We start from the raw sequence: 21,576 nt of genomic DNA, 5'->3' as shown, positions 1-21,576 counted from the left end.
CTTACTGAAAGGCACCCCGCCCTTCGGCATTACGCACCGACACCTGATCGTTCAGCGTCCAGAAGTCATACAGCACCCCCAGAAAGAACAACCCGCCGGTCAGCAGGTACAGCAAACCTGTGATCCACTTGCCCTGATACATCCGGTGCACGCCGAACGCGCCGAGGAAGGTCAACAGAATCCACGCCACGTTGTATTCAATAGGGCCCGCCACGAAACGCAGGTCGGCTTCTCGATCCATCGCCGGGATCAGGAACACGTCGATCAGCCAGCCGATCCCCAGCAACCCGAAGGTGAAAAACCAGATCGTGCCGGTCACCGGTTTGCCGTAATAGAAGCGGTGTGAGCCTGTGAAACCGAAAATCCACAACAGGTAGCCGATCACCTTGCTATGGGTGTCTTTTTCCTTCACACGGGGCAGCTGATAGCCGTTCATTAAGACCTCGATACACGCGATAGATAAATATTCTTTAATTCTTTGTGACTTTTTTACAGGTAGCCGACGTATGGCAAATGCTACCGTGTCTCCCGTCAAAGCCTTATAGCACCGGACTTCTGTCCGACAATTGCGTCTTTTTGCCGCTTATTTGGTTCCGTTGGCACCCGATTGAATCGACCAACGGCCTCGGAAGTGACAAAAAAGCTGTTATAAAGTTGCGCGCTAACACACCAAGAGCCCTGCCTAATGCGTCCATTTTTCAAGACATGGCTAACCATTTGCCTATTAATGCCACTGGCCGCCCACGCCACCAATCGTGAGCAACGTCTTCCAAACGTTAACGGTTTCACCCCTAAATCCCATGCCTCTGCTCCTTCGAACAAAGGCAAACAGGTCAAACCCACCACGCTGAGCAGCAACGGCCGCAGCAAGCTGGTGCCACCGATGGCGACCAAGGAAAGCAGCAACGTCCTGAGTCGCGCGGTAAACGTCCTCGGTACACCCTACCGTTGGGGCGGCAGCAGCCCGAGTAAAGGCTTCGACTGCAGCGGTCTGGTGAAATACGCGTTCAACGACGCCACGTTCGACCTGCCACGCACCTCGAACGCCATGGCCAGCGGTCACGGCGAGAAAGTCGAACGCAAGGACCTGAAGCCGGGCGACCTGATTTTCTTCAACATCAAGAGCCGTCGGGTCAATCACGTTGCCATCTACTTGGGCAACGACCGTTTCATCCATGCGCCACGGCGCGGCAAGTCGGTGAGCATCGACACACTGAACAAGCCGTACTGGGAAAAGCATTACGTCGTAGCCAAACGCGTATTGCCGAAAGAACAAGGGCAGATGCGCGTCGTTCAGCGCTGAGCTAGTTCGTTTGACGCTCCGCGTCTCAAAGCGGACGCAGAGCGTCCATTGAGGCATTCCCACGCAGAGCGTGGGAACGATCAAAATCGCAGCCCACGGGCTGCGATTTTTTTTGCCTAGAAGTTATCCGGCGTACGCGCCTTCTCCCGCGCATGTTCGCGGCTGATCAAACCCTTGGTCACCAGATCCTTCAGGCACATATCGAGTGTCTGCATCCCCAGCGATCCGCCGGTCTGAATCGCCGAATACATCTGCGCCACCTTGTCCTCGCGGATCAGGTTACGGATCGCCGACGTCCCCAACATGATCTCGTGCGCCGCCACCCGGCCGCCGCCGATCTTCTTGATCAGCGTCTGCGACACCACCGCCAGCAACGACTCCGAGAGCATCGAGCGCACCATGGATTTTTCGTCCCCGGGGAACACGTCCACCACCCGGTCGATGGTCTTGGCTGCCGAGGTGGTATGCAGCGTTCCGAACACAAGATGCCCGGTCTCAGCGGCGGTGAGCGCCAGGCGGATGGTTTCCAGATCGCGCATCTCGCCCACCAGGATCACGTCCGGGTCTTCGCGCAGCGCTGAACGCAATGCGGTGGCGAAACTGCGGGTATCGCGGTGGACTTCACGCTGATTGATCAAGCATTTGCGCGATTCGTGAACGAATTCGATCGGATCTTCGATGGTCAGGATGTGGTGATGACGATGGGTGTTGAGGTAATCGATCATCGCCGCCAGGGTCGTGGACTTGCCGGAGCCGGTCGGCCCGGTCACCAGCACCAGCCCGCGTGGCGCATCGGTGATCTTGCGAAAGACGTCGCCCATGGCGAGGTCTTCCATGCTCAGCACTTTCGACGGAATGGTCCGGAACACCGCGCCAGCGCCACGGTTCTGGTTGAAGGCATTGACCCGAAAACGCGCCACGCCGGGGACTTCGAAGGAAAAGTCGGTTTCCAGATGTTTCTCGAAGTCCACCCGCTGGGTGTCGTTCATGATGTCGTAGATCAGTTCGTGCACTTGCTTGTGATCCAGCGCCGGCAGATTGATCCGCCGCACATCGCCATCCACGCGGATCATCGGCGGCAGACCGGCCGACAGGTGCAGGTCGGAAGCGCCCTGTTTGGCGCTGAAGGCCAGCAGTTCAGTGATATCCATAGCGTCCCTCAATTCCAGTAGAATGCCGCGAACCTTCAGACCGCTGGCGCCTCTTGATGTCCACGATAGCAGACAACATTCAACTGGTTAGTTCGCGCATTAAGGCAGCCGTCAAAGCCGCCGGCCGCGATGAAAACAGCGTCCAGCTGCTGGCCGTGAGCAAGACCAAACCGGCACAAGCCCTGCGCGAAGCGTACGCCGCTGGCCTGCGTGATTTCGGCGAGAACTACCTGCAAGAGGCCCTGGGCAAACAGCTCAAACTGGCCGACCTGCCCTTGATCTGGCACTTCATCGGCCCCATTCAGTCGAACAAGACCCGCTCGATTGCCGAGCATTTCGCCTGGGTGCACTCCGTGGATCGTCTGAAAATCGCCCAACGCCTGTCCGAACAACGCCCGGCGGATCTGCCGCCACTGAACATTTGCATTCAGGTCAACGTCAGCGGTGAAGCCAGCAAGTCCGGCTGCACGCCGCAAGACCTGCCGGCGCTAGCCAAGGCCATCAGCGCCCTGCCACGCCTGAAGCTGCGCGGGTTGATGGCGATTCCCGAGCCGACCGAAGATCGCGCCGAGCAGGACGCGGCATTCGCCGCCGTTCAGAAGTTGCAGGCCAGCCTCGATCTGCCACTCGACACACTTTCCATGGGCATGAGCCACGACCTCGAGTCGGCCATTGCCCAAGGCGCGACCTGGGTCCGTATCGGTACGGCCCTGTTCGGCGCCCGCGACTACTCCCAATCTTGAACATTTCCAGATAAGGACCTGACATGAGCAACACACGTATTGCCTTTATCGGTGCCGGCAACATGGCCGCCAGCCTGATCGGCGGCCTGCGGGCCAAGGGTCTGGAAGCTGCACACATTCGCGCCAGCGATCCGGGCGAAGAAACCCGAAACCGGGTCAGCGCCGAACACGGCATCGAAACCTTCGCCGACAACGCCCAGGCCATCGACGGCGCCGACGTTGTCGTGCTGGCAGTCAAGCCACAGGCCATGAAAGCCGTGTGCGAAGCGATTCGCCCAAGACTGAAACCGAATCAACTGGTGGTCTCCATCGCCGCCGGCATCACCTGCGCCAGCATGACCGCATGGCTCGGCGAGCAGCCGATCGTGCGCTGCATGCCGAACACCCCGGCGCTGCTGCGTCAGGGCGTGAGCGGTTTGTACGCCACCGGCGCAGTGAGTGCCGAACAACGCCAGCAGGCTGAAGAGCTGCTGTCTGCCGTGGGCATCGCCCTGTGGCTGAACGAAGAGCAGCAACTGGACGCCGTCACTGCGGTCTCCGGTTCCGGCCCGGCGTACTTCTTCCTGCTGATCGAAGCCATGACTGCCGCCGGCGTCAAACTCGGCCTGCCGAAGGAAATCGCCGAGCAACTGACTCTGCAGACCGCGCTGGGCGCCGCGCACATGGCGGTGTCCAGTGACGTCGACGCCGCCGAACTGCGCCGCCGCGTGACCTCGCCGGCCGGCACCACGGAAGCTGCGATCAAATCGTTCCAGGCCGGCGGCTTCGAAGCCCTGGTGGAAAAAGCACTCGGCGCCGCCGCGCACCGCTCGGCCGAAATGGCCGAACAACTGGGCAAATAAGGAGCCTTACATGATTGGATTGAACACCGCAGCGGTCTACGTGCTGCAAACGCTCGGCAGCCTGTACCTGCTGATCGTGCTGCTGCGCTTTGTCCTGCAACTGGTGCGGGCAAACTTCTACAACCCGCTGTGCCAGTTCGTGGTCAAAGCCACCCAGCCGCTGCTCAAGCCACTGCGCCGGATCATCCCGAGCATGTTCGGCCTCGACATGTCGTCGCTGGTGCTGGCGATTCTCGTGCAACTGGCGCTGATGGCGCTGACCCTGCTGCTGACCTACGGCACCACCGGCAACCCGCTGCAACTGTTGATCTGGTCGTTGATCGGCGTGACGGCGCTGTTCCTGAAGATTTTCTTCTGGGCCATGATCATCAGCATCATCCTGTCGTGGGTCGCACCGGGCAGCCACAATCCTGGCGCCGAACTGGTGAACCAGATCTGTGAACCGGCCCTTGCGCCGTTCCGCCGCATCCTGCCGAACCTCGGTGGTCTGGACCTGTCGCCGATTTTCGCCTTCCTCGTGCTGAAGCTGATCGACATGTTGGTGATCAACAACCTCGCGGCGATGACGATGATGCCGGAAATCCTGCGCCTGCTGATGTGAGCTGGTTTCGCTGGGACGGTGACGACCTGATTCTGGAATGTCACCTGCAACCGGCCGCCCGCAGCGATGATTTCTGCGGGCTGCACGGTGATCGCCTGAAGATCCGCCTGACTGCGCCGCCGGTCGAGGGCAAGGCCAATGCGTACCTGATGGGGTTTCTGGCCAAGGCTTTTGGGGTTTCCAAAAGTCAGGTCAGCCTGATCGGCGGCGAGTTGAACCGGCAGAAGCGAGTGCGCATCAGCGCACCGAAAAAGCTGCCGGATCTGCCGGGGCTCTGCCGCCCCTGATCGTTGCTTGCCGCTAACCCCACCGGTCTTTAGACTTACGCCTCATTTCAACGAGAGCAGGGTCGATGCCAGCTGCCTTTCCCCCCGATTCTGTTGGTCTGGTGACGCCGCAAACGGCGCACTTCAGCGAACCGCTGGCCCTGGCCTGCGGCCGTTCGCTGGCCGCTTATGACCTGATCTACGAAACCTACGGCACGCTGAACGCGCAAGCGAGCAACGCCGTGCTGATCTGCCACGCCCTGTCCGGCCACCACCACGCTGCGGGTTATCACAGCGTCGACGACCGCAAGCCCGGTTGGTGGGACAGCTGCATCGGCCCCGGCAAACCGATCGACACCAACAAGTTCTTCGTGGTCAGCCTGAACAACCTCGGCGGTTGCAACGGCTCCACCGGCCCGAGCAGCCTCAACCCGGAAACCGGCAAGCCGTTCGGCGCCGACTTCCCGGTGCTGACCGTGGAAGACTGGGTGCACAGCCAGGCACGTCTGGCCGACCTGCTCGGCATCAGTCAGTGGGCCGCGGTGATCGGCGGCAGCCTCGGCGGCATGCAGGCGCTGCAATGGACCATCACGTATCCGGATCGCGTGCGCCACTGCCTGGCCATCGCCTCGGCCCCCAAGCTGTCGGCGCAGAACATCGCCTTCAACGAAGTGGCGCGCCAGGCGATCCTCACCGACCCGGAATTCCACGGCGGCTCGTTCCAGGAACAGGGCGTGATCCCCAAACGCGGCCTGATGCTGGCGCGGATGGTCGGGCACATCACCTACCTGTCCGATGACTCCATGGGCGAGAAATTCGGTCGCGGCCTGAAGAGCGAAAAGCTCAACTACGACTTCCACAGTGTCGAGTTCCAGGTCGAAAGCTACCTGCGCTATCAGGGCGAAGAGTTCTCCGGGCGCTTCGATGCCAACACCTACCTGTTGATGACCAAAGCGCTGGACTACTTCGATCCGGCGGCGAACTTCAACGATAACCTGGCGAAAACCTTCGAAGGTGCGAAAGCCAAGTTCTGCGTGATGTCGTTCACCACCGACTGGCGCTTCTCCCCGGCCCGCTCGCGGGAACTGGTGGATGCGCTGATGGCCGCGCGCAAGGACGTCAGCTACCTGGAAATCGACGCGCCGCAAGGCCACGACGCCTTCCTGATTCCGATCCCGCGTTATTTGCAGGCGTTCGGCAATTACATGAACCGCATTACGTTGTGAGAAAGCCATGAGAGCTGATCTGGAAATCATCCAGGAATGGATCCCCGCCGGCAGCCGCGTGCTCGACCTCGGTTGCGGTGACGGCGAGTTGCTGACCTGGCTGCGTGACCACAAGCAGGTCACCGGCTATGGCCTGGAAAACGACGCCGACAACATCGCGCAGTGCGTGGCCAAGGGCGTCAACGTCATCGAGCAGGATCTGGACAAAGGCCTGGGCAACTTCGCCAGCAACAGTTTCGACATCGTGGTGATGACGCAGGCCCTGCAAGCCGTGCATTACCCGGACAAGATCCTCGACGAAATGCTGCGGGTCGGTCGCCAGTGCATCATCACGTTCCCGAATTTCGGTCACTGGCGCTGCCGCTGGTACCTGGCGAGCAAGGGCCGGATGCCGGTGTCGGAATTCCTGCCGTACACCTGGTACAACACGCCGAACATTCACTTCTGCACCTTCGAAGACTTTGAAGAACTTTGTCGCGAACGTGAGGCGAAGGTCATTGATCGGCTTGCCGTGGATCAACAGCACCGCCACGGGTGGGCCAGTAAGCTATGGCCTAATCTGTTAGGTGAGATCGGTATCTACCGCGTCAGCAGCCCGGGGCTTGCGGATCACAAAATCGCGGTCTGAACCACGACATTGCGAGGAGAACGAACATGGGACGCTTGATTACCGCGCTATTGGCCGCCTGCCTGAGCCTGTCGGCCGTGGCCGCCGATGCCATCAAGGGCGAACGCAAGGAAGTGTTCGGTGATGTCACCGTGCATTACAACACCTTCAACTCGACCTTCCTTACGCCGGACATCGCCAAGGCTGCCGAGCTGATCCGCAGCAAGAACCAGGGCGTGATCAATGTTTCGGTGATCAAGGACGGCAAACCGCTGATCGCCCAGGTCACCGGCACCGTCAAAGACCTGACCAGCCAGAGCGTGCCGCTGACTTTCCGCCAGATCACCGAACAGGGCGCGATCTACTACATCGCCCAGTACCCGGTGGAGCAGCAGGAAACCCGCACCTTTGAAATCAAGGTGCAGACCGGCGACAAGATCAACACCATCAATTTCAACCAAGAGCTTTTCCCTGGCCAATGATCAATCTCACGCAACTCGTACTGGCCAGCCATAACGCCGGCAAACTCAAGGAACTCCAGGCCATGCTCGGCGAATCGGTGCAATTGCGCTCGATCGGTGAATTCAGCAGCGTGGAGCCGGAAGAAACCGGTCTGTCGTTCGTCGAGAACGCGATCCTCAAGGCGCGCAATGCCGCGCGCATCTCCGGGCTGCCGGCACTGGCTGACGATTCGGGTCTGGCGGTGGACTTCCTCGGCGGTGCGCCGGGCATCTACTCGGCGCGCTACGCCGACGGCAAGGGCGACGCGGCGAACAATGCCAAACTGCTCGACGCCTTGAAGGATGTGCCGGAAGCCGAGCGCGGCGCGCAGTTCGTCTGCGTGCTGGCGCTGGTGCGTCACGCCGACGATCCGCTGCCAATCCTCTGCGAAGGCCTGTGGCACGGGCGCATCCTGACCGCCGCCAGCGGTGAGCACGGTTTCGGCTACGACCCGCTGTTCTGGGTGCCGGAGCGTAACGTGTCCAGCGCCGAACTGAGCCCGAGCGACAAGAACCAGATCAGCCACCGCGCCCGTGCAATGGATCTGCTGCGCCAGCGTCTGGGCCTGAAATGACCGATAGCTCCTCCGCGTCGTCGCTGATTATCGGTGGCGCCGCCTCCTCGCCTCGGGCGCGGTTACCGACGCTGCCGCCCCTGGCGCTGTACATCCACATCCCGTGGTGTGTGCGCAAATGTCCGTATTGCGACTTCAACTCCCACACCGCCAGCCCGGTGCTGCCGGAGCAGGAATACGTTGATGCGATGCTGGCCGACCTCGATCAGGATCTGCACGCGGTGTATGGCCGTGAGTTGAGTTCGATCTTCTTTGGCGGCGGCACGCCGAGCCTGTTCAGTGCCGAAGCCCTTGGTCGCTTGCTGGAAGGCGTGAAACAGCGCATTCCGTTTGCCGATGACATCGAAATCACCCTGGAAGCCAACCCCGGGACCTTCGAGCAGGAGAAGTTCGTCGCCTACCGCAAACTGGGGATCAATCGCCTGTCGATCGGCATCCAGAGCTTCCAGCAGGAAAAGCTCAAGGCCCTCGGCCGCATCCACAACGGCGATGAAGCCGTCCGCGCCGCCGGCATGGCGCGCCAGGCCGGGTTCGATAACTTCAACCTCGATTTGATGCACGGCTTGCCGGACCAGTCGCTGGACGACGCCCTTAGCGATCTGCGTCAGGCGATCGAACTGAAACCGACGCACATTTCCTGGTATCAGCTGACGCTGGAGCCGAACACCGTGTTCTGGAACCAGCCGCCAGTGCTGCCGGAAGATGACACGCTGTGGGACATTCAAGAGGCCGGACAGGCGCTGCTGGCCGAGCACGGTTACGCGCAGTACGAAGTTTCGGCCTATGCCCAACCGGGTCGCCCGGCGCGGCATAACCTGAACTACTGGAGCTTCGGCGACTTCATCGGCATCGGCGCCGGCGCCCACGGCAAGCTCAGCCATCCGGACGGGCGCATCGTGCGCACCTGGAAAACCCGATTGCCGAAGGATTACCTCAACCCGGCCAAAAGCTTCCAGGCTGGTGAGAAGGCCCTGACCAACGACGAGATGCCGTTCGAGTTCCTGATGAACGCCCTGCGCCTGACCGCCGGCGTCGAATCGCGCCTGTACCCGGAGCGCACCGGCCTGCCGCTGGAGAGCCTCGACGAACACCGGCACGAGGCCGAACAAAGCGGTCTGTTGCAGGTCGAACCGTCACGTCTGGCGGCCACCGAACGCGGACAACTGTTCCTCAACGACTTGCTGCAGAAATTTCTGAGCTGAGCCCAACGCCCAACGGCAGCCCTAAGGAAAAAACATGGATTTGATTCTCGACCTGCTCGCCACCGTGTCCCGCTGGAGTCGCAGCAACCTCTCGGAAATCGCTTTGGCCCTGGTGGGCTGTCTGCTTGTGCTGTTCGGCGCTGACTTCAAGGCCTGGGTCGAACAACGCCTGGGCAGCATCGCCGGCGCCCTGCGCGTGCCGTTGATGGCCCTGCTGTGCCTGATCGGCAGCGGCGCAGCGCTGATTTACGCGACGCCGTGGGTGGTGAAGGGGCTGAGCCAGTTCAACAACTACAGCCTGGCGCCGGTGTTGTTGGTGGTGCTGGTGTTGATTGGCGTGGTCGCGGATCGTCGCTGATTTTCAGCTACTACCCAAAAACAACTGTGGGAGCCATTGGCTCCCACAGTTTTTTATTGCGTGATGCTTAAGCGAGCTTCTCGAACTTCAGATCCCACACGCCATGCCCAAGACGTTCGCCTCGGCGTTCGAACTTGGTGATCGGGCGTTCGGCCGGGCGAGGTACGCACTTGCCGTCTTCGGCGAGGTTGCGATAGCCCGGAGCGACGTTCATCACTTCCAGCATGTATTCGGCGTACGGCTCCCAGTCGGTGGCCATGTGCAGAATGCCGCCAACCTTCAGCTTGCTGCGCACCAGTTCAGCGAAGGACGCCTGAACGATGCGGCGCTTGTGGTGACGGCTCTTGTGCCACGGATCCGGGAAGAACAGCATCAGGCGATCGAGGCTGTTGTCGGCGATGCAACGGTTGAGCACTTCGATCGCGTCGCAGTCGTAGACCCGCAGGTTGGTCAGGCCCTGAGTCAGCACGCCGTTGAGCAGCGCGCCGACACCCGGACGGTGAACCTCGACACCGATGAAATCCTGTTCCGGCGCAGCAGCTGCCATTTCCAGCAGCGAGTGGCCCATGCCGAAACCGATCTCCAGCGAACGCGGCGCGGAACGGCCGAACACCTGATCGTAATCCACCGGCGCATCGGCCAGCGGCAGGACGAACTTCGGCGCGCCCTGATCCAGGCCGCGCTGCTGGCCTTCGGTCATGCGCCCGGCGCGCATCACGAAACTCTTGATGCGGCGGTGTTGGCGCTCGTCGCCTTCTTCCGTCTGGATTGGCGTGTCGTTCGATTCAGTCATCAATAGCTCTTACTTGATCAGACCATCCAGCGGCGAAGAGGCGCTGGCATAGAGTTTTTTCGGCATGCGGCCGGCGAGGTAGGCCAGACGGCCTGCGACGATCGCGTGTTTCATGGCTTCAGCCATCATGATCGGCTGCTGGGCGTGGGCGATGGCCGAGTTCATCAGCACGGCGTCACAGCCCAGCTCCATCGAGATGGTGGCGTCGGAAGCGGTGCCGACACCGGCATCCACCAGCACCGGGATCCTGGCTTCTTCGAGGATGATCTGCAGGTTGTATGGATTGCAGATCCCCAGGCCCGAGCCGATCAGACCGGCCAGCGGCATCACCGCAATACAGCCGATTTCGGCCAATTGACGGGCGATGATCGGGTCATCACTGGTGTAAACCATCACGTCGAAGTTTTCCTTGACCAGCACTTCGGCGGCCTTGAGGGTTTCGATCACGTTAGGGAACAGGGTTTTCTGGTCGGCCAGCACTTCCAGCTTCACCAGGTTGTGGCCGTCGAGCAGCTCACGGGCCAGGCGGCAGGTGCGCACGGCTTCGACCGCGTCGTAGCAGCCGGCGGTGTTCGGCAGGAAAGTGTAGCGATCTGGCGACAGCACTTCGAGCAGGTTCGGCTCGCCTTCGATCTGGCCCAGGTTGGTGCGGCGCACGGCGAAGGTGACGATCTCGGCACCCGAGGCTTCGATGGCCAGGCGGGTTTCTTCCATGTCACGGTACTTGCCGGTACCGACCAGCAAACGCGACTGGTAAGTACGACCGGCCAGAACGAAAGGCTTGTCGCTACGAACGATGCTCATGGGGAATCCTCTGTTGGGGTGAGGGTCTTGCAGAATTCTCGGCCCGTGCAGGCCTGGCGATCAGCCGCCGCCGATGGCGTGCACCACTTCGACGTTGTCGCCGTCGTTCAAAGTGGTGTCGGCATGCTGGCTGCGCGGGACGATATCCAGATTGAGTTCGACCGCGACGCGGCGTCCGGTCAGATCCAGACGGGTCAGCAGGGCCGCAACGGTTTCACCGTCGGGCAGTTCAAAGGATTCACCGTTCAACTGAATGCGCATTCGCAACGCCGCCATCACTTTTTAGGGGGTGGCATTCTAGCCCGATCATGACCTAAAGGTCAGCACCAAGCGTCAAGCGGTTGGCTGCAGGCGCCAGGCGGCGAGTCCGAGGCACAGCCAGCCGATCAGGAACGCCAGGCCACCGAACGGGGTGATGATGCCGAGCTTGCCGATGCCGATGGTGGTCAGCAGGTACAGGCTGCCGGAGAACAGCAGGATGCCGATGCTGAACGAGATACCGGCCCAGGCGACCAGACGTCCCTGAAGCTGGGTAGCCAGCAGCGCCACGCCGAACAGCGCCAGCGCATGCACCAGTTGATAGGTGACGCCGGTGTGGAAGATCGCCAGATACTCCGGGGTCAGGCGGTTTTTCAGGCCATGGGCGGCGAATGCGCCGAGGCCGACACCGGTGAAACCAAAGAAGGCAGCCAGCATCAGAAAGCTACGCAGCATGTAGAACTCCAGTCAGACTCGATCGGCAGGGTCTGTATAATGGCCCGCTCAACCGGTTCGGCCAAGCCATCTCTATGCTGCGTTTATTTCTCCGTCGTTTCACGAAGGCCCTGCTCTGGTTCGCGGGCGGCAGCGTATTGCTGGTGTTGGTGTTTCGCTTCGTGCCGCCACCGGGCACGGCACTGATGGTCGAGCGCAAGATCGAATCCTGGGTCGACGGCGAACCGATTGATCTGCAACGCACCTGGAAACCGTGGGACGAAATCTCCGATGACCTGAAGGTCGCGGTGATTGCCGGCGAAGACCAGAAATTCCCCGAGCACTGGGGTTTTGACCTCAGTGCGATCAAGGCCGCACTGGCCCACAACGAACTCGGTGGTTCGATCCGTGGCGCCAGCACCTTGAGTCAGCAAGTGTCGAAGAACCTGTTCTTGTGGTCCGGTCGCAGCTATCTGCGCAAAGGCCTGGAGGCCTGGTTCACCGCGCTGATCGAAGTGTTCTGGCCCAAGCAGCGGATTCTCGAGGTGTACCTGAACAGCGTCGAGTGGGATGACGGCGTGTTCGGCGCCGAAGCGGCGGCAAGGCATCACTTTGGCGTAGGCGCCAAGTCATTGTCCCGGCAGCAGGCGAGTTATCTGGCGGCTGTGCTGCCGAATCCCCGGGTCTGGAGCGCCAGTCATCCAACCGCTTATGTGTCGCGTCGGGCCGGTTGGATTCGCCAGCAGATGAGTCAGCTGGGTGGCGACAGCTACCTGCTGACACTCAATGATTCGCGCCGCGCGCCCTGGGCCCAATGACGTTCTGACAGGCAAACAAAAACGCCCCGATCATCACTGATCGGGGCGTTTTTTATTGTCGGACTACCGTTTATGCGGCAATCGACAACTTGAGCTTGTTCATCGCGCTCTTCTCGAGCTGACGGATCCGCTCGGCCGACACGTTGTACTTCTGCGCCAGGTCGTGCAGCGTGGCTTTCTCTTCTGCCAGCCAGCGCTGGTAGAGGATGTCGCGGCTGCGTTCGTCCAGCACTTCCAGCGCTTCGTGCAGGTTGTGATTGGAGTTGTCGCTCCAGTCGGCATCTTCCAGTTGACGCGCCGGGTCGTACCGGTGGTCTTCCAGGTAGTTGGCCGGCGACTGGAAAGCGCTGTCGTCGTCCGCTTCCGCGGCCGGGTCGAAGGCCATATCATGGCCGGTCAGGCGACTTTCCATCTCACGCACTTCACGCGGCTCGACGCCGAGGCTTTCCGCCACACGGTGGACTTCCTCGTTGTTCAGCCAGGCCAGACGTTTCTTCTGGCTGCGCAGGTTGAAGAACAGCTTGCGCTGGGCCTTGGTGGTCGCGACCTTCACGATCCGCCAGTTGCGCAGGATGAACTCGTGAATCTCGGCCTTGATCCAGTGCACCGCGAAGGACACCAGACGCACGCCCATTTCCGGGTTGAAACGCTTCACAGCCTTCATCAGGCCGACGTTACCTTCCTGGATCAGGTCAGCCTGAGCCAGACCGTAGCCGGAATAGCTACGGGCGATGTGTACGACAAACCGCAGGTGGGCGAGCACCATCTGCCGAGCCGCCCCCAAATCCTGCTCATAGTAGAGACTCTCGGCCAGTTCACGCTCCTGCTCCGGCGTCAGCAATGGAATGCTGTTGACGGTGTGCACGTAGGCTTCCAGGTTTGCGCCTGGAACCAAGGCATACGCAGGTTGCAAAGAATTGGACATACGGAAAAACCTCCGACTTACATACTCATGCTTTTCAGCATTGCGAAAAATTGACCGGAAACTCAAATGAAAGTTTCCTTAACCACTGAAAGGTCAATCACGCGCAAAAAAAGATTCTACTTCGGCGCCAGCTCCCTGAGATGACGTGCGACTGCAATCCATGCACCGATATAACCCAACAGCACCGCGCCAAGCAAGAGCGACAGACCGTCGGCAATTGGCACGCCGGCCAGTGCGAAATCACTGCCGTACAAGCCGGCCAGCCCGACCACCGCGTCGTTCAGCCAGTTCAGGCCGAACGCCAAAACACCCCAGGACAGCAGCCCCGCACCGAAGCCATACAGCGCGCCCATATAAAGGAAGGGACGACGCACATAGCTGTCGGTGCCGCCGACGAGTTTAATCACTTCTATCTCGGTGCGGCGGTTTTCAATATGAAGACGAATGGTATTGCCTATCACCAAAAGTAATGCGGAAACCAGCAACACCGTCAGACCGAACACAAAACGGTCGCCGAGCTTGAGGATGGCGGCCAGACGCTCGACCCAGACTAGATCAAGTTGCGCCTGTTGTACCTTGGGCAGCTCGGAAAGTTTTTGTCTTAATGCTTCCAGGGTCGATTTGTCGACCTCATTCGGCGTCACCAGCACCACGCCCGGCAGCGGGTTTTCCGGCAGCTCACGCAGGGCTTCGCCCAAGCCGGACTGCTGCTGGAACTCTTCCAGCGCCTGGTCGCGGCCGACATATTCAGCATCAGCTACGCCCGGCATGCCCTTGATCTGATCACGCAACGCTTCGCCCTGAGCAGGACTCGCTTCAAGTTCCAGATACAGCGAGATCTGCGCCGCGCGCTGCCACGAGCCGCCCAGACGTTCGACGTTGCTCAGCAACAGCGAAAGACCCATCGGCAGGCTCAGCGCAACCGCCATCACCATGCAGGTGAAGAAGCTGCCGATCGGCTGCTTGCCGAGACGGCGCAGGCTGTCGATCCAGCTGGCGCGATGGCTTTCGATCCAGGCACGGAACAACGTGGCGAAGTCCGGGCCGTCGTCATCGTCGTGCTTTTTCTTCTTTGGCGGTTGCGGATCGGCGGCCTTCGGGGCCACGCGCTCGGAAACCTTCGGACTGCGTGTTGCACTCATACGCCGGCCTCCCCGTCGCCGATCAATCGGCCGCGTTGCAGGGTCAGCATGCGATGGCGCATGCGCGCGATCAGCGCCAGATCGTGACTGGCGATCAGCACGCTGGTGCCCAGACGGTTGATGTCTTCGAACACGCCCATGATCTCGGCCGCCAGACGCGGGTCGAGGTTACCGGTCGGTTCGTCCGCCAGCAGCAGGGCCGGACGGTGAACGATGGCGCGGGCAATGCCGACGCGCTGTTGCTGACCCGTCGACAGGTCGCCCGGATACAACTCGGCCTTGTCCGACAGCGCCACGCGCTCCAGCGCCGAATCGACGCGCTTGGCGATCTCGACCTTGGACAGCCCGAGAATCTGCAACGGCAACGCGACGTTGTTGAACACCGTGCGATCGAACAGCAGTTGATGGTTCTGGAACACCACGCCGATCTGCCGACGCAGGAACGGAATCTGCGCATTGCTGATGGTGCTCAGGTCCTGCCCGGCGAGCAGCAGTTTGCCGCTGGTCGGACGTTCCATCGCCAGCAACAGGCGCAACAACGTGGATTTACCGGCACCGGAGTGGCCGGTGACAAACAGGAACTCGCCGCGACGGACTCGAAAGCTCAGCTCATGCAAGCCGACGTGACCGTTCGGGTAGCGTTTACCGACCTGTTCGAAACGAATCATGAACGCTCCCGCTCGGCAAACAGTGCCTGGACAAAGGGTTCGGCTTCAAAGGTACGCAGATCGTCGATGCCTTCACCGACGCCGATGTAGCGGATCGGCAGGCCGAATTGCTTGGCCAGGGCGAAAATCACCCCGCCCTTGGCGGTGCCGTCGAGCTTGGTCAGCGCCAGGCCGGTCAGTTCGACGGTCTGGTTGAATTGCTTGGCCTGGTTGATGGCGTTCTGGCCGGTGCCGGCGTCGAGCACCAGCAGCACTTCGTGCGGCGCATCGGCGTCGAGCTTGCCGATCACCCGGCGAACCTTCTTCAGTTCTTCCATCAGGTTGTCTTTGGTGTGCAGACGACCGGCGGTGTCGGCGATCAGCACATCGATGCCACGGGCCTTGGCGGCCTGCACGGCGTCGAAGATCACCGAAGCCGAGTCCGCGCCCGTGTGCTGGGCAATCACCGGAATCTTGTTGCGCTCGCCCCAGACCTGCAACTGCTCGACAGCCGCCGCACGGAAGGTGTCACCGGCGGCCAACATGACTTTCTTGCCTTCCAGTTGCAGTTTCTTAGCCAGTTTGCCGATGGTGGTGGTCTTGCCGGCGCCGTTGACGCCGACCACCAGAATCACGAACGGCTTGTTCTGGGAAGCGATCTTCAGCGGCTGCTCGACCGGTTTGAGCATTGCAGCCAGCTCGGCCTGCAGGGATTTGTACAGGGCGTCGGAATCGGCCAGCTCTTTACGTGCGACCTTCTGGGTCAGACGTTGAATGATCACCGAAGTCGCCTCGACGCCGACGTCGGCAGTCAGCAGGCGGGTTTCGAGATCGTCGAGCAGATCGTCATCGATGGCTTTCTTGCCGAGGAACAGGCTGGCCATGCCCTCGCCGATACTGGCGCTGGTCTTGGACAGGCCCTGCTTGAGACGGGCGAAGAAACCGGCCTTGGACTCTTCGGTGCGCGGGGCCTCGACCGGGGTTTCAACCTGGACTTCCACAGGAGCGACTGGCGCTACGGCGACCGGTGCAGGTGCAGGTGCAGGTGCAGGTGCAGGCTCGGGCGCTTCGACAATCGGGGCAACCGGAGCAATCGGAGCAACCACAGGTTCTGGAATGACAGGAGCAGCTTCCACCACCGGCGCCTGAACAGGCTCAGGCGTGAACGCAACCGGCGCAGGAATCGGCGGCGTAACGTGCGACGCAGCCTCTTCAACCAGCGCCACCGGCTCTTCCGCCACTGGCAAGGTCAGCCACGGTTCGCTGGCCGGGGTCAGCGGCAATTCGGCGGCAGCCGGCACTTCAGGCTCGGCCTCGGCCACCGGTTGCAGCACCGGCTCGGCGATCGGCAGCACAACCGGTGCCGGCGCTTCTTCTATTACGGGAGCGGGCGCAGGGGCTGGCTCAGGAATGGCAGTCGGCTGTTCGACGACGGGTTCCTGCGGTTTCTTGCGCAGCCATCCGAACAGGCTTTTCTTCTCGCCAGCCGCAGCTGGGGTCTTCTTGTCGTCGTTGGAACCAAACATGGAGGACGGCTATCTCACGGTAGCGACGCGCCACAGGGGCGCCCCGGCAAATAAATATTCGATGCAGAACAGACTGTGTTTCACCCAGCTTGTTCACGCGCAACATTTTGTCGAGGCGCCAAAAGCACCTCAAAGGTCATTAAATACGAAGGACTGGAACGGCATCGTCGGCGAAAACGCAGAGTTTAGCTGAGAAACTCAAAGCTTCTGCCGGTAACCCGTACAACCTATAGACCGATCAGTGGCCTGATAGGCGTGGCCGCCAGTAAAACGGATCAGTATCCTAGCACCCTCTCGCCCGCCGACGCTAAGACCAAGCGGGCAGCCCAACAGGTTTAAAAACGAATGAATGCTCTAGCCCGCCGCGCCGCAGGCCTGCTGCTCAGCACAGTCTGCCTGCCCCTTTCGGCCCTGGCGGCCGACCCGCAACCGACCCACGAATTCACCCTCGACAACGGTCTGAAGGTCGTCGTGCGCGAAGACCATCGCGCGCCGGTGGTGGTGTCGCAGGTCTGGTACAAGGTCGGTTCCAGCTACGAAACCCCGGGCCAGACCGGTCTGTCCCACGCCCTCGAGCACATGATGTTCAAGGGCAGCGAGAAAGTCGGCCCCGGCGAAGCCTCGCTGATCCTGCGCGACCTCGGCGCCGAAGAGAACGCGTTCACCAGCGACGACTTCACCGCTTATTACCAGGTGCTGGCCCGCGACCGTCTGGGCGTGGCCTTCGAACTGGAAGCCGACCGCATGGCCAACCTGCGCCTGCCGGCCGACGAGTTCGCCAAGGAAATCGAAGTCATCAAGGAAGAACGCCGCCTGCGCACCGACGACAAGCCGATGTCCAAGGCCTACGAGCGCTACAAGGCCATGGCCTACCCGGCCAGCGGTTATCACACGCCGACCATCGGCTGGATGGCTGACCTTGAGCGAATGAAGGTCGAAGAGCTGCGTCACTGGTACCAATCCTGGTACGTGCCGAACAACGCCACGCTGGTGGTGGTCGGCGACGTAACCCCGGACGAGGTGAAGACCCTCGCCCAGCGCTACTTCGGGCCAATCGCGAAACGCGACGTGCCGCCGGCGAAAAAGCCGCTGGAGCTGGCCGAACCCGGCGAACGCCAGATCACCCTGCACGTGCAGACCCAACTGCCGAGCCTGATGCTCGGTTTCAACGTCCCGAGCATCGCCACCGCCGAAGACAAACGCTCGGTCAACGCCTTGCGCCTGATTTCGGCGCTGCTGGACGGCGGCTACAGCGGGCGCATCCCGACCCAACTGGAGCGCGGTGAAGAACTGGTGTCCGGTGGTTCGTCGAGCTACGACGCCTACACCCGCGGCGACAGCCTGTTCACCCTGTCGGCCACACCGAACACCCAGAAGAAAAAAACCATGGCCCAGGCGGAAGCCGGCCTGTGGAAACTGCTGGAACAGCTGAAAACCACCGCACCCTCCGCCGAAGAACTGGAGCGCGTGCGTGCGCAGGTCATCGCCGGTCTGGTCTTCGAGCGTGATTCGATCACCAGCCAGGCCACCGCCATCGGCCAGCTGGAGACCGTCGGCCTGTCGTGGAAGCTGATGGACACCGAACTGGCCGATCTGGAAAGCGTCACCCCGCAAGACATCCAGAACGCCGCCAAGCTGTATTTCACCCGCGAACGTCTCAGCGTCGCCCACGTCCTGCCACTGGAGACGACTCATGAGTGAGCGCAAAACCCCACGCCTGCTGCTCGGCCTGATCGCGGTGGCCATCATCGGCTCCGCCGCGTTCTACCTGGTGCCAAGCGACAACACCAAGGCCAGCGAAGCGCTGGATAACGCCAAGTCCAGCCAGAAGCTGCAATCGCTGGCCGAACTCGACGGCAAAGCCCCGGCCAGCCGCAAGCTCGACGTGCAGACCTGGAACACCGCCGAAGGCGCCAAGGTGCTGTTCGTCGAAGCCCGCGAACTGCCGATGTTCGACATGCGCCTGATCTTCTCCGCCGGCAGCAGCCAGGACGGCAACGCGCCGGGCCTGGCCCTGCTGACCAACGCCATGCTCAACGAAGGCGTGGCGGGCAAGGATGTCGGCGCCATCGCCCAAGGTTTCGAAGGCTTGGGTGCGGATTTCGGCAACGGCGCCTACAAGGACATGGCCATCGCGTCGCTGCGCAGCCTCAGTGCTGCTGACAAACGTGAGCCGGCGCTGAAGCTGTTCTCGGAAGTGGTGGGCAAACCGACCTTCCCGGCCGACTCCTTCGCGCGCATCAAGAACCAGATGCTCGCCGGTTTCGAGTACCAGAAACAGAACCCCGGCAAACTCGCCAGCCTGGAGCTGATGAAGCGTCTGTACGGCAATCACCCGTACGCCCATTCCAGCGACGGCAACGCGCAAAGCGTGCCGAAGATCACGCTGGCGCAACTGCGTGAGTTCCACGCCAAGGCCTACGCGGCCGGCAACGTGGTGATCGCGCTGGTGGGCGATCTGTCCCGCAGCGAAGCCGAGGCGATTGCCAATCAGGTGTCCGCTGCACTGCCAAAAGGCCCGGCACTGGCGAAAGTCGAGCAACCGACCGAGCCGAAAGCCGGCATCGGCCACATCGAGTTTCCGTCGAAGCAGACCAACCTGATGATCGCGCAACTGGGCATCGACCGTGATGACCCAGACTACGCCGCGCTGTCGATGGGCAACCAGATCCTCGGCGGTGGCGGTTTCGGCACCCGTCTGATGAGCGAAGTCCGCGAAAAGCGCGGCCTGACTTACGGCGTGTATTCGGCCTTCAGCCCGATGCAGGCTCGCGGCCCGTTCATGATCAACCTGCAGACCCGCGCGGAAATGAGCGAAGGCACCCTGAAACTGGTGCAGGACGTGCTCGCCGACTACCTCAAGACCGGCCCGACCCAGAAAGAACTCGACGACGCCAAGCGCGAACTGGCCGGCAGCTTCCCGCTGTCCACCGCGAGCAATGCCGATATCGTCGGTCAACTTGGCGCCATGGGCTTCTACAACCTGCCGCTGAGTTATCTGGACGACTTCATGCGTCAGTCCCAGAGTCTGACAGTCGAGCAGGTTCGCGATGTTCTGAACAAACACTTGAGCACGGATAAACTGGTCATCGTCAGCGCTGGCCCGACCGTGCCGCAAAAGCCGTTACCGGCCCCATCTGATAAACCTGCCGAGCAGCCGCTCGGGGTTCCGGAGCATTAATGGCCAGTCCAAAGAAACCTGTACAAAAACTGCACAACGGTGTGAACCAGTTGCGCATCATCGGCGGCGAATGGCGCAGCCGAAAGCTGAGCTTTCCTGATGCGCCGGGCCTGCGTCCGACGCCGGACCGGGTGCGCGAAACCCTGTTCAACTGGCTCGCGCCGTACGTTGCCGGGGCCAAGGTGCTCGATCCGTTCGCCGGCAGCGGCGCGTTGTTTCTCGAAGCGCTGTCCCGTGGCGCGGCCATGGGTCAGGCGCTGGATGCCAGCCACGTCGCGGTCTCCAGCCTGAAAGAACACCTCGGCACGCTGCGCTGCACCAACGGTCACGTGCAGACCGCCGATGCGCTGCGCTACCTCGAAACCCAGACCGCAACCGCGTTCGACCTGGTGTTCCTCGACCCGCCGTTCAATCAGAACCTGCTGCCGACGGTGTGCTCATTGCTGGAAGAGCGCCAATGGCTGGCCGACGATTCGTGGATCTACACTGAAAGCGAAACCGCGCCATCGACCCTCGGCCTGCCGGGCAACTGGCGCCTGCACCGTGAGCAGAAATCCGGGCGGGTGTACTACGCGTTGTGGCAACGTATGGCAGTGATCGCCGATTAACCGACCGGCCTGAAAAAGCGGCGAGTCTCAGCCGAGGCTCGCTGCGCTGCATCGAGAGCAATCGTGTCCCCTTCGTCAAAACCGTTCATCCCTGCCTTCGGCCTCGGCAATCCGCACCTGCAAACCTTGTGGGGGCCGCTGTGGCGCAAAACCGTGCACCTTGATCGCCAGCGCGAACGGCTGTGGCTGGACGACGGTGACTTTCTCGACCTCGACTGGCACGGCCCGCACAGCGCCGACGCGCCTCTGGTGCTGGTGCTGCACGGGCTGACCGGTTCTTCCAATTCGCCTTACGTCGCCGGGATCCAGGCAGCGCTCGCCGCGCAAGGCTGGGCCAGTGTTGCGCTGAACTGGCGCGGCTGCTCCGGCGAGCCGAACCTGTTGCCGCGCAGCTACCATTCCGGCGCCAGCGAAGACCTCGCCGAAACCATCCGTCATCTGAAAGCCAAGCGGCCACTGGCGCCGTTGTATGCGGTCGGCTATTCACTCGGCGGCAATGTGCTGCTCAAGCATCTGGGGGAAACCGGCAGCGCCAGCGGCGTGCTTGGTGCAGTGGCGGTATCGGTGCCGTTTCGCCTCGATCAATGTGCCGACCGTATTGGCCAGGGTTTCTCGAAGGTCTATCAGGCGCACTTCATGCGCGAGATGGTCGCCTACATCAAGAACAAGCAGCGCCAGTTCCAGCACGACGGGCGCGAGGACGGTCTCGCCGCACTGGCCGCGCTCGGTTCGCTGGAAAACATGCGCACTTTCTGGGATTTCGATGGCCGGGTGACCGCGCCGCTGCATGGTTTTGCCGATGCCGAGGATTACTATCGCCGTGCGTCGAGCCGTTACTTTCTCGGCGAGATCCGCACGCCGACCCTGATCATTCAGGCGGCGGACGACCCGTTCGTGTTTCCCCACAGCCTGCCGCAGGCCAGTGAGTTGTCGGCCACGACCCAGTTCGAATTGCAGAACAAGGGCGGGCACGTCGGTTTCGTTGACGGCACGCTCCGCCAACCGGGTTATTACCTAGAACGACGGATTCCGCAGTGGCTGGCCGACGCGGGGCGCGGGTGAGCT

The 21,576-nt window shown here is 61.6% G+C and carries 26 protein-coding genes; 16 read left to right on the top strand and 10 right to left on the bottom strand.

Going from position 1 to position 21,576, the window contains the following annotated elements; all coding sequences use genetic code 11:
* Window position 1: 1 nt before the first annotated feature.
* Window positions 2–436 (bottom strand): NINE protein, encoded by a 435-nt coding sequence (locus tag AC1Q9F_RS21790; protein ID WP_102716719.1) that lies wholly within the window; start codon window positions 434–436, stop codon window positions 2–4.
* A 249-nt stretch (window positions 437–685) separates the two neighbouring features.
* Here AC1Q9F_RS21790 and AC1Q9F_RS21785 point away from each other — a divergent pair, with 249 nt between their 5' ends.
* Window positions 686–1,303 (top strand): C40 family peptidase, encoded by a 618-nt coding sequence (locus tag AC1Q9F_RS21785; protein WP_492620946.1) that lies wholly within the window; start codon window positions 686–688, stop codon window positions 1,301–1,303.
* 116 nt (window positions 1,304–1,419) lie between these two features.
* Here AC1Q9F_RS21785 and AC1Q9F_RS21780 read toward each other — a convergent pair whose 3' ends face one another.
* Window positions 1,420–2,454, bottom strand: a complete 1,035-nt coding sequence (locus tag AC1Q9F_RS21780; RefSeq protein WP_007953348.1) for a type IV pilus twitching motility protein PilT — start codon at window positions 2,452–2,454, stop codon at window positions 1,420–1,422.
* 56 nt (window positions 2,455–2,510) lie between these two features.
* Between AC1Q9F_RS21780 and AC1Q9F_RS21775 the strand changes: the two genes are divergently transcribed.
* The 10 genes from AC1Q9F_RS21775 (at window position 2,511) to AC1Q9F_RS21730 (ending at window position 9,374) form a co-directional block, all read left to right on the top strand.
* Window positions 2,511–3,197, top strand: a complete 687-nt coding sequence (locus tag AC1Q9F_RS21775; RefSeq protein WP_492620945.1) for a YggS family pyridoxal phosphate-dependent enzyme — start codon at window positions 2,511–2,513, stop codon at window positions 3,195–3,197.
* 23 nt (window positions 3,198–3,220) lie between these two features.
* On the top strand, window positions 3,221–4,039 hold the full coding sequence (gene proC, locus AC1Q9F_RS21770; protein WP_492620944.1) for a pyrroline-5-carboxylate reductase: 819 nt from the start codon (window positions 3,221–3,223) through the stop codon (window positions 4,037–4,039).
* 10 nt (window positions 4,040–4,049) lie between these two features.
* A complete protein-coding gene (locus tag AC1Q9F_RS21765) occupies window positions 4,050–4,640 on the top strand; it encodes a YggT family protein (protein ID WP_007953355.1) in 591 nt (196 codons plus the stop codon).
* Window positions 4,637–4,927, top strand: coding sequence for a DUF167 domain-containing protein (locus AC1Q9F_RS21760; RefSeq protein WP_207984225.1), 291 nt, complete (start codon window positions 4,637–4,639; stop codon window positions 4,925–4,927). The genes AC1Q9F_RS21765 and AC1Q9F_RS21760 overlap by 4 nt, the downstream gene beginning before the upstream one ends.
* Window positions 4,928–4,992: 65 nt before the next feature.
* The gene (gene metX / locus AC1Q9F_RS21755) at window positions 4,993–6,132 is read left to right on the top strand and encodes a homoserine O-succinyltransferase MetX (RefSeq protein ID WP_207984226.1); all 1,140 of its coding nucleotides are present in this window, start codon (window positions 4,993–4,995) and stop codon (window positions 6,130–6,132) included.
* A gap of 7 nt (window positions 6,133–6,139) precedes the next feature.
* Window positions 6,140–6,760 (top strand): methionine biosynthesis protein MetW, encoded by a 621-nt coding sequence (metW, locus tag AC1Q9F_RS21750; RefSeq protein ID WP_492620943.1) that lies wholly within the window; start codon window positions 6,140–6,142, stop codon window positions 6,758–6,760.
* 26 nt (window positions 6,761–6,786) lie between these two features.
* Window positions 6,787–7,221 (top strand): DUF4426 domain-containing protein, encoded by a 435-nt coding sequence (locus tag AC1Q9F_RS21745; RefSeq protein WP_007953365.1) that lies wholly within the window; start codon window positions 6,787–6,789, stop codon window positions 7,219–7,221.
* Window positions 7,218–7,814, top strand: coding sequence for an RdgB/HAM1 family non-canonical purine NTP pyrophosphatase (gene rdgB, locus AC1Q9F_RS21740; RefSeq protein ID WP_115079511.1), 597 nt, complete (start codon window positions 7,218–7,220; stop codon window positions 7,812–7,814). The genes AC1Q9F_RS21745 and rdgB overlap by 4 nt, the downstream gene beginning before the upstream one ends.
* Window positions 7,811–9,016: a radical SAM family heme chaperone HemW gene (hemW, locus tag AC1Q9F_RS21735; RefSeq protein ID WP_492620942.1), complete on the top strand. Its 1,206-nt coding sequence runs from the start codon at window positions 7,811–7,813 to the stop codon at window positions 9,014–9,016. Before rdgB ends, hemW begins: the two co-directional genes overlap by 4 nt.
* 34 nt (window positions 9,017–9,050) lie before the next feature.
* Complete coding sequence (locus tag AC1Q9F_RS21730; RefSeq protein ID WP_007953368.1) at window positions 9,051–9,374, top strand: DUF3392 domain-containing protein; 324 nt, start codon at window positions 9,051–9,053, stop codon at window positions 9,372–9,374.
* Between the two features lie 67 nt (window positions 9,375–9,441).
* On the opposite strand, the gene trmB is transcribed toward AC1Q9F_RS21730, so the two are convergent.
* The 4 genes from trmB to AC1Q9F_RS21710 form a co-directional block, all read right to left on the bottom strand.
* A complete protein-coding gene (trmB, locus tag AC1Q9F_RS21725) occupies window positions 9,442–10,167 on the bottom strand; it encodes a tRNA (guanosine(46)-N7)-methyltransferase TrmB (protein ID WP_085646976.1) in 726 nt (241 codons plus the stop codon).
* A 9-nt stretch (window positions 10,168–10,176) separates the two neighbouring features.
* Window positions 10,177–10,971 (bottom strand): thiazole synthase, encoded by a 795-nt coding sequence (locus AC1Q9F_RS21720; RefSeq protein ID WP_492620941.1) that lies wholly within the window; start codon window positions 10,969–10,971, stop codon window positions 10,177–10,179.
* A gap of 60 nt (window positions 10,972–11,031) precedes the next feature.
* Window positions 11,032–11,232, bottom strand: a complete 201-nt coding sequence (gene thiS, locus AC1Q9F_RS21715) for a sulfur carrier protein ThiS (RefSeq protein ID WP_007953386.1) — start codon at window positions 11,230–11,232, stop codon at window positions 11,032–11,034.
* Window positions 11,233–11,304: 72 nt separating this feature from the next.
* Window positions 11,305–11,685: a DUF423 domain-containing protein gene (locus tag AC1Q9F_RS21710; RefSeq protein WP_119427533.1), complete on the bottom strand. Its 381-nt coding sequence runs from the start codon at window positions 11,683–11,685 to the stop codon at window positions 11,305–11,307.
* A gap of 74 nt (window positions 11,686–11,759) precedes the next feature.
* Here AC1Q9F_RS21710 and mtgA point away from each other — a divergent pair, with 74 nt between their 5' ends.
* The gene (gene mtgA, locus AC1Q9F_RS21705; RefSeq protein ID WP_085689595.1) at window positions 11,760–12,482 is read left to right on the top strand and encodes a monofunctional biosynthetic peptidoglycan transglycosylase; all 723 of its coding nucleotides are present in this window, start codon (window positions 11,760–11,762) and stop codon (window positions 12,480–12,482) included.
* A 70-nt stretch (window positions 12,483–12,552) separates the two neighbouring features.
* Here the strand turns inward: mtgA and rpoH are convergent, their stop codons facing one another.
* The 4 genes from rpoH to ftsY form a co-directional block, all read right to left on the bottom strand.
* Complete coding sequence (rpoH, locus tag AC1Q9F_RS21700) at window positions 12,553–13,407, bottom strand: RNA polymerase sigma factor RpoH (RefSeq protein WP_007953393.1); 855 nt, start codon at window positions 13,405–13,407, stop codon at window positions 12,553–12,555.
* Window positions 13,408–13,523: 116 nt separating this feature from the next.
* Window positions 13,524–14,549, bottom strand: coding sequence for a permease-like cell division protein FtsX (gene ftsX / locus AC1Q9F_RS21695; RefSeq protein ID WP_492620940.1), 1,026 nt, complete (start codon window positions 14,547–14,549; stop codon window positions 13,524–13,526).
* Window positions 14,546–15,217, bottom strand: a complete 672-nt coding sequence (ftsE, locus tag AC1Q9F_RS21690) for a cell division ATP-binding protein FtsE (protein WP_007953396.1) — start codon at window positions 15,215–15,217, stop codon at window positions 14,546–14,548. Before ftsE ends, ftsX begins: the two co-directional genes overlap by 4 nt.
* Window positions 15,214–16,722, bottom strand: coding sequence for a signal recognition particle-docking protein FtsY (gene ftsY, locus AC1Q9F_RS21685; RefSeq protein WP_492620939.1), 1,509 nt, complete (start codon window positions 16,720–16,722; stop codon window positions 15,214–15,216). Before ftsY ends, ftsE begins: the two co-directional genes overlap by 4 nt.
* 345 nt (window positions 16,723–17,067) lie before the next feature.
* Here ftsY and AC1Q9F_RS21680 point away from each other — a divergent pair, with 345 nt between their 5' ends.
* From AC1Q9F_RS21680 to AC1Q9F_RS21665, 4 genes are all read left to right on the top strand, one after another.
* Window positions 17,068–18,423 (top strand): M16 family metallopeptidase, encoded by a 1,356-nt coding sequence (locus AC1Q9F_RS21680; protein WP_150793210.1) that lies wholly within the window; start codon window positions 17,068–17,070, stop codon window positions 18,421–18,423.
* Window positions 18,416–19,903, top strand: a complete 1,488-nt coding sequence (locus AC1Q9F_RS21675; RefSeq protein ID WP_192562732.1) for a M16 family metallopeptidase — start codon at window positions 18,416–18,418, stop codon at window positions 19,901–19,903. Before AC1Q9F_RS21680 ends, AC1Q9F_RS21675 begins: the two co-directional genes overlap by 8 nt.
* Window positions 19,903–20,511 carry a 16S rRNA (guanine(966)-N(2))-methyltransferase RsmD gene (gene rsmD, locus AC1Q9F_RS21670; protein WP_492620938.1) on the top strand — a complete coding sequence of 203 codons (609 nt, stop codon included), beginning with the start codon at window positions 19,903–19,905 and terminating at the stop codon, window positions 20,509–20,511. Before AC1Q9F_RS21675 ends, rsmD begins: the two co-directional genes overlap by 1 nt.
* 63 nt (window positions 20,512–20,574) lie before the next feature.
* Window positions 20,575–21,573 (top strand): hydrolase, encoded by a 999-nt coding sequence (locus AC1Q9F_RS21665; protein ID WP_492620937.1) that lies wholly within the window; start codon window positions 20,575–20,577, stop codon window positions 21,571–21,573.
* Window positions 21,574–21,576: the final 3 nt, after the last annotated feature.

The organism is Pseudomonas sp. GW823-FHT04A03 (assembly GCF_058796615.1).
Note: the sequence above shows the minus strand (reverse complement) of the source record. Positions and strands in the feature narration are given on the sequence as shown.